The 12,507-nt window shown below is 51.0% G+C and carries 13 protein-coding genes; 10 read left to right on the forward strand and 3 right to left on the reverse strand.

Annotation, left to right across the window (positions count from 1 at the left end; translation table 11 throughout):
- Window position 1: 1 nt before the first annotated feature.
- The 3 genes from H5P27_RS06920 to H5P27_RS06930 form a co-directional block, all read right to left on the reverse strand.
- A complete protein-coding gene (locus H5P27_RS06920) occupies window positions 2–970 on the reverse strand; it encodes an ATP-grasp domain-containing protein (protein WP_185659664.1) in 969 nt (322 codons plus the stop codon).
- Window positions 971–1,085: 115 nt separating this feature from the next.
- Window positions 1,086–1,907 (reverse strand): flagellin, encoded by an 822-nt coding sequence (locus H5P27_RS06925; protein WP_185659665.1) that lies wholly within the window; start codon window positions 1,905–1,907, stop codon window positions 1,086–1,088.
- A 775-nt stretch (window positions 1,908–2,682) separates the two neighbouring features.
- Complete coding sequence (locus H5P27_RS06930; protein WP_185659666.1) at window positions 2,683–3,498, reverse strand: flagellin; 816 nt, start codon at window positions 3,496–3,498, stop codon at window positions 2,683–2,685.
- Window positions 3,499–3,789: 291 nt separating this feature from the next.
- Here H5P27_RS06930 and H5P27_RS06935 point away from each other — a divergent pair, with 291 nt between their 5' ends.
- The 10 genes from H5P27_RS06935 to pseC all read left to right on the forward strand — a co-directional run bounded on the left by H5P27_RS06935 (window position 3,790) and on the right by pseC (window position 12,480).
- Complete coding sequence (locus tag H5P27_RS06935) at window positions 3,790–4,293, forward strand: MOSC domain-containing protein (protein WP_185659667.1); 504 nt, start codon at window positions 3,790–3,792, stop codon at window positions 4,291–4,293.
- On the forward strand, window positions 4,286–4,894 hold the full coding sequence (locus tag H5P27_RS06940; RefSeq protein ID WP_185659668.1) for a hypothetical protein: 609 nt from the start codon (window positions 4,286–4,288) through the stop codon (window positions 4,892–4,894). Before H5P27_RS06935 ends, H5P27_RS06940 begins: the two co-directional genes overlap by 8 nt.
- Complete coding sequence (locus H5P27_RS06945) at window positions 4,891–6,687, forward strand: motility associated factor glycosyltransferase family protein (RefSeq protein ID WP_185659669.1); 1,797 nt, start codon at window positions 4,891–4,893, stop codon at window positions 6,685–6,687. Before H5P27_RS06940 ends, H5P27_RS06945 begins: the two co-directional genes overlap by 4 nt.
- 5 nt (window positions 6,688–6,692) lie before the next feature.
- Complete coding sequence (gene mobA / locus H5P27_RS06950) at window positions 6,693–7,301, forward strand: molybdenum cofactor guanylyltransferase (RefSeq protein ID WP_339382566.1); 609 nt, start codon at window positions 6,693–6,695, stop codon at window positions 7,299–7,301.
- A 198-nt stretch (window positions 7,302–7,499) separates the two neighbouring features.
- A complete protein-coding gene (gene fliD / locus H5P27_RS06955) occupies window positions 7,500–9,209 on the forward strand; it encodes a flagellar filament capping protein FliD (RefSeq protein WP_185659671.1) in 1,710 nt (569 codons plus the stop codon).
- A 44-nt stretch (window positions 9,210–9,253) separates the two neighbouring features.
- The gene (locus tag H5P27_RS06960) at window positions 9,254–9,931 is read left to right on the forward strand and encodes a hypothetical protein (protein WP_185659672.1); all 678 of its coding nucleotides are present in this window, start codon (window positions 9,254–9,256) and stop codon (window positions 9,929–9,931) included.
- Window positions 9,932–10,038: 107 nt separating this feature from the next.
- Window positions 10,039–10,323 (forward strand): hypothetical protein, encoded by a 285-nt coding sequence (locus tag H5P27_RS06965; RefSeq protein WP_185659673.1) that lies wholly within the window; start codon window positions 10,039–10,041, stop codon window positions 10,321–10,323.
- A 69-nt stretch (window positions 10,324–10,392) separates the two neighbouring features.
- The gene (gene fliS, locus H5P27_RS06970) at window positions 10,393–10,842 is read left to right on the forward strand and encodes a flagellar export chaperone FliS (RefSeq protein WP_185659674.1); all 450 of its coding nucleotides are present in this window, start codon (window positions 10,393–10,395) and stop codon (window positions 10,840–10,842) included.
- An 89-nt stretch (window positions 10,843–10,931) separates the two neighbouring features.
- Window positions 10,932–11,312: a hypothetical protein gene (locus H5P27_RS06975; RefSeq protein WP_185659675.1), complete on the forward strand. Its 381-nt coding sequence runs from the start codon at window positions 10,932–10,934 to the stop codon at window positions 11,310–11,312.
- Window positions 11,313–11,340: 28 nt separating this feature from the next.
- Complete coding sequence (gene pseC, locus H5P27_RS06980; protein WP_185659676.1) at window positions 11,341–12,480, forward strand: UDP-4-amino-4,6-dideoxy-N-acetyl-beta-L-altrosamine transaminase; 1,140 nt, start codon at window positions 11,341–11,343, stop codon at window positions 12,478–12,480.
- Window positions 12,481–12,507 lie beyond the last annotated feature (27 nt).

The raw sequence follows: 12,507 nt of genomic DNA on the forward strand, positions 1-12,507 counted from the left end.
CCTAGAGGCTGAAAATGGCCTCTCGGTATCGTTGCATGGTGAGTTTGTCTGTCCAGTTATCGAAGCTTGGGATCGATTTCTGGTGGAGATGTTCCTGGCAGAGCCATTCTATGTAGTGTCCTTGGGCTGCGTCGCAGAGGGGGTAACCTCCGCCGATTCGTGGATTGATCTCGATGATTTCAATTTTATCGGTCGCTTCGTCGAGAAAGGCTTGGATATTAATAATACCTTTGGCGTCAGGGAGCTTATTTGCGACCTCAACGCAGAGATCGATGAGTTTTGGGATGCGACGAGTACGGGCGTAAACAACTTCGCCTGACTCGACAGACAACCTTTGGTGCGGAATGGCGCATGCGACCTCTCCCTTTTTATCGATGTACAGGTTTGTTGTGAATTCGACCCCTGTTACCTTCGTTTGTATCAGCCAATCGGAAGGGACTTGCTTAAGGTCTTCCTCTTTTTCTATCTGCAGGAACCCTTGGCTGGAAAAGCCGTTTGCGGGCTTGGCTATAAAGGGAGGGTTCAGCTCCTTCCAGTTCAATCGGGCTGGGCTTGGATAAGTAGCTGGACAAGGAAACCCGTTTTTCAGCAAGAATTGATATGTATCAAGCTTGTCTATACATAGCTTGAGCGTGCTTTCGCCAGATAGACTTACTTCCGTTCCAGCTTGCCTCAAAAGATCGGCGGCTTGAGCAAGGTGGAGCAGCTCGGAGTGTCTAGTCGGGATAATGAGGCCAATCTTATTTTTCTCGCAAAGATGGGCGAGCGATTCAGCCCAATTTTCATTCTCGCTGGGTGGCAAAACCGTGAATTGATCAGCCACGTGGCTGGTAGGCACGTTTGGAGTTGTATCCGAAATATGGAGGGTCGCTCCTCTTTTGCGTACTGCAGCTTTGGCGATCCTTGATGTGGCAACCTTGCTTCCTCCTGACAGGAGCAGGAGGTTTTTGAAGATATGAGGCTGGGCCATGTTTTTCAAATGGAGTGGTCCGGAAATCAGGGCAAACCCATTTAGAAGTTCTAAGCCAAAGAAAAAGGTGACCCCATTCGGGGCCACCTTGAGATTTTCAATTGGGTTATGATGATTAGCCCAAGAGACTGAGAGCAACCTGGCTCGAGGCGTTGGCCTGAGAGAGCATCGAAGAACCGGCTTGTACCAAGATGTTGGCACGAGCGAGTTGTGTCGATTCGGTTGCGACGTCCACGTCGGTGATACGGCTGTTTGCAGCTTCGAGGTTCTGCTTGTTAGTCGCGAGCATCTCGGAAGCGAAGCTCAATCGGCTAGACTGTGCACCATTGGCCGCACGGAGAGTCGCAAGATTCGCGATGGAGTCTGTGATCTTCGTGAGAGTCGTACCGGAAGCGGTGAGGGAATCGGTGTTGGATCCGAAGAGAACCGAATCGATACCCGCACTGTCGCTATTGAAGGTAACTGCGTCGATCGAAACCGTCTGTTGACCATCTTCGGAGGTCTTAACGGTCATTGCTGAGGCGTTCATGAGGGATACTCCGTTGAACGATTCGGCAGCGATTGAAGTGAGCTGAGCCTTCAGAGCCTGGAACTCAGTGTTGTAGTTCCCCTTGTCGGTGTCGTTCTTGGTGACGTCTTCACTCAAGGTCTTGAGCTCAGACATGCGGTCTAGAATCTTACCGGCCGTTGCGAACGCGCCATCCTGAGTCTGTAGGAACGACTGGGCGTTTGCGATGTTATTGTTAGTAGCCTCGGTCCGCTTGATTGCGGCCGACATCTTCATGGAAACCGCTAGTCCACCGGCGTCGTCGGATGGGTTTACGATTTTCGAACCGCTTGAGAGTCGCGCCAAGCTGTTTTGCAGCATTGCGTTACTCGTATTGAGGTTGTTCTTCGCGGCGATAGCCGACGTGTTTGTATTGATTACAACTGACATGTTTTTATCATCCTTGATTTGTGCGGGAGCTTCCTTGCTTCCGCATGCCTGGAGAGTAGCGCCAGGCGTTCGCTTTCTGCCTAAGTGGCGGAAATTGTTTTTAGACTAATCTACATTTGCTGCCGTTTTGCTTGTGCTGGGTTTGTTTTCATCTGGAGGAACGGTCCCAGATTAGTCCGTAGTGGGTTGTTTGGGTAGAAATTCTGGGTGCGTGCGGCTTTAATTTTATTTGCCATGCACGTCTTACTTTGGACGTGGGTACGCTAGCGTAGTTTGGCTTGGGAGCGCCTGTGGATTCTTCGTAGGCACGTGCCAACGTGATGGGCATCTTGCTTTGCCGAGCTCCTGGTGCTGCGTGGGGCCAATCGGGGGAACGGTTAGTCTTCGCCACTGGCTCGCAACTCGCTTTGTCTTCCTTGATCCTGCTAGTCATTTCGCTTGATGCTAACCGTTTTGGGGTCAGCTGAATGTTCGCACGTCCTTGTGCTGTTGGGTATATCGTAGCTCTTGGTGGTTCGTTTAGCGTTTTGAGCACATCTACTCAGTCAGAGCGCAGTAACGCTTATCGCTTACTCGATCGCTCGCTTTGTATCCGGCTCGGGCTTGGCTGATCCACTTCTAGGTTCGCGGTTTTATCGTAACCGAGAGAACTGGTGGTCCATGTGCCCGCGGTGGAGCGTCGCGGAAATCTCGTTGGTTGCTATTTCTCCTTTAGGTTTTCGCTACGGTGTAGGTGCCCCGCCCGTCGGCGGGGGACCTATGTCGTAGTAGTAACTTAACCTAAAAGTTGTAGAGCGACCTGGGAGGAGGAGTTAGCTTGTGTGAGCATTGAGGAACCTGCTTGCACCAGGATGTTGTATTTGGCGAGCTGGGTGGATTCTTCAGCTACGTCGACATCGATGATGCGGCTGTTCGCGGCCTCGAGATTGGCCTTGTTCACAGTGAGCATTTCAGAGGCGAAGGTGAGTCTGTTGGCGGTAGCTCCATTTTCAGCTCTGAGGGTAGCGACCTTCTCGATCGCCCCGGTGATATCCTCGAGCGAGAGGCTCGCGTCACCTAGGGTCAAACCTCCGTCCAGTATCTTTGTGCCTAAATTATCGGCGAGGTCTGGTTGCTTGAGATCTACATCTCCGCCGCCGGATTCCGTAGTGGATACGGGTAGGGTAGCTCCTCCGACCTTGAAGAGACTGACTCCGTTGAACTCTTCGTTCGTAAGCGCGCTTAGCTGCTTCTGGAGTTGTTCGAACTCTGTGTTGTAGTTGCTTTTGTCGGTGCTGTTTTTGGTGACGTCCTCTGAGAGAACCTTTAGCTCTGACATACGGTCGAGAACCTTGGTCACCGTTTGCAATGCACCATCCTGTGTCTGAAGGAACGACTGGGCGTTCTGCAGGTTTGTATTCACTGCCGCCGTACGAGCAATCGTGGCGGAAAGTTTCATTGAAACAGCAAGCCCGCCTGCATCATCTGATGGCTGGGTGATCTTTGACCCGCTAGACAAGCGGTTGAGGCTACGCTGGAGCATCGCATTGCTGGATGCTAGGTTGTTAGACGCGGATATAGCCGCGCTATTGGTGTTAATTACTACTGACATTTTAACTTCCTTGTTTTGTTAGGTTACTCACGACGTCCTTGTCGCGTTGCGTTGTTAAGGTGTCCGCTGCACCTGTAACTTGCGTTACGCCTAATAGTATCGTGCGCTCAGGCAGCTACTTTAGGAAATTCTCTAACATTCTGGAGATTTTCGTCTATTGGGATGTGGATACTACTCACCGAGGTAGTAGAGTCCCGCGCCTATAAATGTTTACCGCTTGTGTTAGCAGCGCCTATTGGCCTTCGGGATTGCCTTGGTTTCGGCTCGGGCTTTTCTTCGGTTATTCAAGGCATGAGTCAGACGCTTAGCATTCATCACATATACCTCTCCAAGGGGCATGATTTTAAAGGCCGTTTTGGAAAAGAGCGCCGTAACCATGAGGTATCGGAGGTGGAGTCGGTGGAATGCGTCGCAGGCAAAGGCTTAGTCGGAGATCGCTATTTCGGATACAAGGAAGATTTCAAGGGGCAACTTAGCTTGATGTCTATGGAGGCGATAGGAGCTCTCGAGTCGGAGCTTGGTCTGAAGAACTACCGTCGTAGCGATTTTCGGCGGAACATCCTCCTATCAGGAGTCGATCTGAATGCCCTGGTAGGTCAGATATTTAGACTCGGAGCGGTCGAGCTGGAAGGAGTTGAGCAGTGTAAGCCTTGTTTCTGGATGGATGAAGCGATTGGCGAAGGAGCTTTCGCGGCCATGGCTGAACGTGGTGGGTTGCGATGCCGTATCCTCAGAGGGGGAATTCTTGGCAAAGGGCAGGTAGAGATGGAGGTTTTGGAAAAGCACGATGGCTGATATCTATATTAATGACGAGAAGGTGGAGTTTGAGGGCTCCCCTCCGGCAAGCTGCGGGCAGGCGTACGAACTGATAGAAGGTTTCCTGTCGGGACAGGGGTTAATGATCGACAAGATCGAGCTGGATGGAGTGCAGGTTGCTGCTGAGTCTCTGCTCGAGAGGGACAATTACTCGGAGTTGCGATTTCGCAGCGTAAGCCCTCAGTCCAAGCTTCTTCAGATGTGCGGAGAGTGGAGTGCCCTTTGCTCTCAATTGACGGGGAAGCTAAGGGGATTGTCGGGACAGGTTCTCCGGCAAGGATGGGCCAAAAGCCAAAGCGATTCAGTAGAGCTTCTGGAGGAGATGAGACCTTTGATCGAGGGGCTCGGTGTGCTGCAGAACTTTGGGAGCGAATCTAACTTAGATTGGACGAGCAGTTTCGACCAGGCGTTTTCGAGTGGCGTGGCTTCAATCGATGAGGTGGTGAACGCTGTAGAGAGTAAAAACTGTGTGGCCCTTTCCGACAGGCTGGCGGATTCCATGGCTCCAAGCTGGTCCAAGGTGGAAGATTGTTTGCAGTCCGAGATCATCCCCGGACTTGAGAAGGTGGTGGAGCAATGAATCGTTTAGAGGAACTCTTTGTTGAAAAGCATTCTTCTCTTCGTGCCATTCTAGAGGAAGCGTTCCACGAAGATGTAGAACTCGCCGCGTGGCGTGAGCAGGCGCGTGATCCGAAGCTGTTACTGGAGCGTTGGGCGAGCGGTTTGCGGTTTCCTGAAGATTCGGCGATCGCCTTGTCCGGAGTGGGGGACGGAAGTCACATCAAGGCAGTTCTCGAGGCGATGCCCGAGAGTGGAATGGTTTTTTGCGCAGAGGCGGACCCGGAGCGTTTCAAGGCGTTTTTGCGCACTTCGGTGGCGGAGGAGCTTTTGGCTGATCCTCGGGTAGCGTTGGGAACAGGCCCGTTGGACGAGCGTTTTTTCGAGTCGCTCAGATCGTTCCCTGTCATGGATTTCGAGCATGCCGAGCCTGTGGTATTTGCGCCTTTGTTCAATGAAGCGGAATCCTACTATTCTGAGTTTTTCACCGAGTTTGCTCGCCGCCTAGATGTTTGCCGCAAATTGGTCGGTACTTTGATTTCCAAATCGGGGTTATGGCAGGGCAACAGTATCCGAAACTTGCCTACGCTGGCTCGCTCGCCCGACCCGATGGAGTTTTTTGGAGCTTTCGATGGAGTTCCGATGATTATGGCCGGAGCGGGGCCGTCTTTGGACGAGTCCTTGGATTTTCTGCGTTGGGCGCAAGATCGCGCCGTCATCGTGGCGGGCAATTCCTCGATTCGAGCTCTGGTGAACGGTGGGGTGCGGCCACACTTTGTATTGGCGGCAGACCCGAACCGGACAACTGATAGTGGTTTCGAAGGAGTCGAATTGGGAGACACCATCCTGATTTGCCCATTCATGGTGTACCCAGCGGTGGTAGAGCGATTTGGGGAGAACGTGATCGCTTGGGCTAAGGGCAATGAATTGGCTAGCTATTTCCGCAACGCTGCTGGGGTACAGCAGCTCGCTCATGTCACCGAGCATGGAACTGTATCGGCCTGCGCTTTCGACATCGCTCTTATTTTTGGATGTTCATCGCTACACTTCGTAGGCCAGGACTTGGCTGTTAGAAGTGATGGTCGCCTCCATAACAGCGATTCGTTCTACAGAGATGAGGGGAAGGACGTTACGAATGTTGAGAAGTGCCGCTGGGTGGAGGGGAATACGGTTGATAAGGTTCCTGTCGAAGAAAAGCTGTTCGTCTATCTGAAGACCTTTGAGATGATGGCTCGTGCCTACGCCAAGGAAATGCAGCCTTTGAAGCGGGGTGGGTTGGTTCTCTACAATCACTCTCGCTTGGGTGCGAAAGTAGAGCACATGCCGTATCTCGATTTTGACCAGGCCAAGCAACGCTTAGACCGGTTTTCTTCTTCGTCCTTCAGGCAGAAATGGAAGCGAGTTCAAAGAACTCTCTCTCGCTACATGATTGGCTGGGGTAAGATCGAGTCTCTCTATTTAGAGCTACAAGGCTACCTTGAGTCTATTTGCTCTCTCGCCCTGCGTCACGCTATGGCTCTCGAGTTGGGCGAGTCTGATCAAGAGACAGCTCGTGCTGCAAAGAGTGAATTGCTCGACCTAATCAAAGCCAATCCAAACTTCGAAGCGATTATGGATTCAGGGCAGCTTCAGATGGAATTATATGTCTATAATAGAACAAGACTGCTTAAGAGCCGAAAAAAGGAAGGGGCTCAGAGTGTGGAACACGAGGCCTTGAAAGACTATTTTTGGGCGGTAGCGGAAGGAAGCTACCAAACGCTCGCCGCTTTCGAGGGTTCTCTACTCGCCAAGGCAAAAACTGAGGAACTCAGATAGGCGAGGTGAAAAGGGATCTGCTAGGAGTCGTCTTATCGGGCGGGAAGAGCCTTCGAATGGGATTCGACAAAGGGAGAATGGAAGTTCTGCCCGGAGTGCCGCAATTGATTCGTCAGTTAGATATTCTGGATGCTGTTTGCGCTCAACGAGGAGTTTGCAGAGGCAAAGCTCCACTGCCTGCTGATATGCGGCTGCCAAGTGGCGTTTGGGATATCGAAGACTCGCCTGGTATTGCAGGTCCAATGTCAGGTGTGATCGCGGCCTTGAGGGTGGCAGAAGACTCTCCCGTCCTAGTGATTGCCTGCGATATGCCCTATCTCAATGTCTCCCATTTGGTTCAGCTGGTTAACCGGCGAAACCCAGAAGCAGCGTGCACTTCTTTTTTAGCCTCCGATGGTCTGCCAGATCCGATGTGCTGCATTTACGAACAGTCGTGTTTGCCGGAAATGGAAAGATTGGCTAGCGAGGGAAAGGCGAGTCTTCGTAAGTTCCTTCTGGAAGCCAATACCGAGCGGATCGAGGTCGCTGAAGGAATGTTTCTAGCTAGCGTTAATAGGCCAACCGAGCTCGAAGCCGCTCGAGCTCGATTGAGATTTACTGGCCCGGATATGTGAGGAAGTGCGAGATTCGGGTGACGGAGTGGTGCTTTTCCGTAAAAAGAGAGCTATTCTGTCGGCTGGTAAGCTTTTGATGTAGAGGAATTCCGCGCGACGTCGGAGAAAATTGCTCATAGGTGCATTTTTTTTCTAAAGGGATTCCGCACCAAACCGATTAACCAAGCGACGCAACCCGTCTTCACTCGATAGTAACTTATGTCTAGCTTCACCTTAGCAGGATTAGCCAGTGGCTTTGACTGGAATGATATGGTCGATCAACTCATGGAGATCGAACGCATTCCGCAGGAAACCCTACTCGAAGAGCAGACAACGAACACGAGTAAGCTAGACGCACTGTCTACTTTGACAACCAAAGTAGAAACTCTGCAAAGCGCGGTGAGCGACCTTCAGTCATCCACGCTTTTTAATACGAAGTCTACCTCGCTCTCAGACGAAACTCTGAACATCTCAGCGACCGCTAACACGACCGCTTCGAATGGCAGTTTCGAAGTCACTGTGGAATCGCTTGCCACTGCGACACGCAGGATCGGAACCGCCGATGTCGTTAGCCAGATGGGGGATGAGGACACGCTTATTTCCGCTTTGCGCACCTCGAGTGATATCACGGAGGGAACATTTACGGTGAATGGGCAGGAAGTCACCATCGCCGAGACCGACACTTTGCAGGATGTCTTCGATGCTATCTCTATAGCTACCAGCGGAGTGGTAACCGCCAGCTATGATAGCGTCTCTGATAAGATTACTTTAGAGAGTGCCTCCGGCCAGTTGGAGCTTGGTTCAGACGATGACACCAGCAATTTCCTCAGTGCCATGAAACTCGACCAGTTCGAGATCAAGGACGGGGGCAGCGGGACTGCTACCGTTACGAGCAAATCGGCGCTGGGCGTAGTTGATGCCAGCGATACGATAGCAAACAGCGGTATCGGCGGGCCTATTACGGGTTCAGGCACATTTTACATCAATGGGGTCGCCATAGAGTTTGACGCCGACACAGATAGTGTGAATGCGGTCATAGAGAGAGTAAATGAGTCAGCGGCTGGCGTAACCATGTCGTTCGATTCTTCCTCTGACCAGTTCCGTATCCTGAATAATGAGACAGGCGCTTATGACATGAACGTCGCCGATAGTGGCAACGGATTTCTCGCAGCGCTTGGTTTGACAGGATCTGCCGATGTGGGGGACGATATGACTTTCTCCATTGACGGAGGCGAACTGAAGTCGAGCCGCAGCAACAAAATTACGGTGGATGATCACGGTATGGCTGGAGTCACAGTCACTGCATCCGAGACCGGTACTCAGCAGGTCACCATCGAATCGGATACGTCTGATCTGACTACGAAGATCAATTCTTTCATATCAGCCTTCAACGACGTTCAGGATTACATTTCCGAAAAGACCAAAATCAGCGTCACGGATGATGAAGTTGAGGCCGCAGTTCTGGCCGGAAACCGGGAGCTAAGCTCCTTGGATTCTAATTTGCGCAGTTTCGCATTTGGAGCGATCGACGACTTGACAAGTGGTTCGCTATTCCGGCTTGAGCACCTCGGTATCGACTTCATCAGCGGTACTTCGAAACTCGAGATCAAGGATCAGGACGCTTTGGATGAGGCGTTGGCTGACGATTTGAGCACGCTCGAAGAGTTTTTTGTTGGAGCGGATGATAATTTCACGAGCCGCCTAGATACTTATCTAGAGGACTTTCTAAAAACGGATGGGATCATGGATACGATCACATCTACATACACCGAGCGTAATGCTGCCATCGATACTCAAATCGAGGAGATGGAGCGTCGCTTGGAAAGTAAAAGAGAAGCTTTAGAAGCAAGCTTCGTTGCCATGGAAGAGGCACAATCTAACCTACAGACCCAAGCATCGGCGCTGGAGAGCATATCGCTCACATGGTAGGCCGGGGTTCTAGACATAGATTATGAACAAACTCTTCCACAGGCATGAGCAGCATCGCTAATTCGCTTCTTCGACTTACTTTTGTTTTTGTTGCAGCGAGCGGGTTGTTCCTTTCCGGCTGCAAAACGGTCAACAGCCTCAACAGCAGGTACGACACGACCTTAGGCAAAAAGCAAAAAATTACCAATGTACATGAGGCGGAGGTCTTCCCGGCCCATTTGCGCCGAGTTGCTTTGCTTCCCATGTACAAAGGTCGATACGACCATATCGGCATGGCTCTTTTAGAAGAGAATTTTGCCCAAGAGCTCGGCAAGAAAAAGCTTTTCGAATTGGTTGTGATCGAGCCCGAAAAAATGGAGGAACTCTTCGGAGTGGAGCGTTACTCCTCTGTGGAGACTCTGCCGACCAAGCTGCTTTCTAAATTGCACGAAATCTACGCCATCGACGGAGTCATGTTTTTAGACCTAACATTCTATCGAGCCTATCAGCCCGTGAGCATGGGAGTGAAAGCCAAACTTCTCGACGGGCACACTGGCGAAATCGCCTGGGCGGCGGATGAGATGTTTGATACTGCAAATCCAGCCGTATCCAACGCTGCCCGAAAGTATTTTCAGACCATTTCAACCACTCAGTATCCTCTACAGCAAACTCAGACCGTTTTGCACAGCGCGACGCGACTTTCCAAGTACGTGGCATACAAACTGTTCGATACGATCCAATGAGTTCTTCAAATTTTCTTTAAAAGTTTTTTAAGTTCTTCGGGAGAGAGCCGTTTATTACCTTAACAAAAGATTAACAAACGTCCCAAGAAACGAAATAAACAAATCTCATGAACATCGACCCACAAAACAACGCCAACAATATCTACGCTCAGAATCTAGGCAAGACAGCCCAGACAGGTTCCGCCAAGCAGGCTGCTGAGAGCGGAGCGACGCCAGCCACCGAGAGTGACATGCTACAGCTTAACGCTTTGGACGCTCTCCGTTCTGAGCCGGAAATTCGTCCTGACGTGGTCGCAAAAGGTAAGGAGCTCTTGAACGATCCAAACTTTCCTTCTCAGGAAATGGTCAACGAGATGGCTAAACTAATCGTGCCCTTTGCCGATGAACAATAGGTAACCGAACGGGGCCCTACGTAGGTTGGATCCCGTCAGAAGTTTTTATCTATTTGTCGTACTTAGTAAATGAAATCTAACGCAGCGTCCTACAAGCGAGCGGCTATCATGTCCGCTTCCCCTGAACGTCTGATATTGATGCTCTATGATGGAGCTCTATCAGCGATGCGTCGGGCGAAGGAAGGCTTCAGGATGGATTGCGTCAAAGCTCGCAATGAGACGATCAGCAATAATCTGATCAAAGCCCAAAACATATTTGGCGAGCTGCAACGTTCTCTGCGATCGGATAAGAATGCTGAATTCTCCGAGCGAATGTTTGAGTTGTACGAGTTCTACAACTTGAAGTTGAACGAAGCTAATTTTAAGAAAGTGGAAGAGCCGATCGATACTGTTATCCGACTTTTCCAGGACATCCGAGACGCGTGGGCGGAGGCTTTAAGCAAGCAAACGGCTCCTTCGACTCCAGCTCCCGCTAACTTGAGTGCTGGTGTTGGCGGCGGACTTTCCTTGCGCGCTTAGAGCGCCGCTGATCGTTCATATGGCCAAGCTGGTTTCGCTGGCCAATTTTTCGCTTTGCGTGATCGCAATTGTGAATACACTTTCTCTCCATGTCCGCCCAATTGAGTCGACGCATGGCACTGCTCGCAGCTTACGAGGATTTTACCCGTAAGGAAACAACCTGCCTGAAGGATGGTGACTTCGAGGAGATGCTTAAGGTTCAGTCTAAAAAAGCCAAAGTCGCTGAAGCACTCTCCAAACTCGAAGATCTTCCTAGCGAGGAAGAGAAACAAACGTTTTCAGGTCGAATCGATTCTCTTTTAGAACAGGAAAAGGCAAACGCAGAGGCGCTCACCGCTAAGCTCTCCAAAAACAGGAGCGAGTTTAAAAAGCTCTCACAAAATTCCCTATCTGCCGCCAAGCTACGCAATTTGTATGGAGCGGCGATTGATCGCTCTGTCGTGAAAGGGACACTGAAGGATAAGGCCTAGGTATCAGGCGTATAGAGAATATCAATACGTGGAATTTTCACCGCATCCCATTCCCATACCCTATGGCAGGCAAAGTATCGACGACTCGGACATAGCTGCGGTGGTCGAAGCTCTGAAGTCGGAATTTGTTGCTCAAGGCCCTCGGGTGGATCGCTTCGAATCGGCCCTTTGCGAAGTCACTGGAGCCCGCTATGCGATTGCGGTTTCGAGTGGAACTGCCGCCCTGCACTTAAGTTGCCTAGGCCTAGGTGTTGAAGAAGGTGATGTTGGGATTGTGCCAGCTATTACCTTCGCTGCGACTGCTAATTGCCTGCGCTACGTAGGAGCCTCACCGCGCTTTTGCGATGTGGATGCGAAGAGCGGAATCGCTGGGCCTCGCGAGTTCCAAAATTGCCTAGAAAGCGATCCATCGGTTAAAGTAATGCTTCCAGTTTCCTACTCGGGTGCGGTTACGGATCTCGCTGAAATTGCTCGGCTCGCGAAGAAATCTGGGAGTTTCGTGGTGGAAGATGCAGCCCATAGTTTGGGAGCCGAATATTCTGGTGGTTGCCGAAGCGGGTCTTGTGAACATTCGGATGCGGCGATCTTGAGCTTCCACCCGGTGAAACATATCTGCAGTGGAGAAGGGGGGGCCGTCCTAACGAACGATAAGACCCTGGCGGACCGAATTCGTAAGCTTCGCTCACACGGCATCGAACGTAGGGAAGCGTGGCTCTACAATCAAACTGAGTTGGGCTACCATTACCGGATGACAGATTTGCAAGCGGCCTTAGGAGTAAGCCAATTGGCTCGCCTGCCAAGCTTCTTGCAGAGGCGTCGAGATTTAGCGGTTCGCTACCAAACTGCATTTTCTGAGTTTCCGTTTTCAGATAGGATTCGAATAGCGAGTCAGGATCATCTTTCGGCTCGCCACCTTTTCGTGATTCATTTTTCGGAATCAGAAGAGCGCGACGCGGCTTACCGTTTCTTTCATGAGCATAACGTTAAGGTTCAGGTTCACTACATGCCGGTGTATCGACATAGCTACTACAAGGAATTCGTAGATGCTTTTTTGCCTGGTGCTGAGTCGTTCTATTCGACCTGCTTAAGTTTGCCGCTCTTCCCGGCTTTGAAAGACGAAGAACAAGAATATGTTATCGAGTGCCTGAGGCGATTCCTGGAGAAATGAACGCGCCTGCTAAAGGATCCATAATTT

Origin of the sequence: Pelagicoccus albus (assembly GCF_014230145.1) — a bacterium.
Lineage (GTDB): Bacteria > Verrucomicrobiota > Verrucomicrobiia > Opitutales > Opitutaceae > Pelagicoccus > Pelagicoccus albus.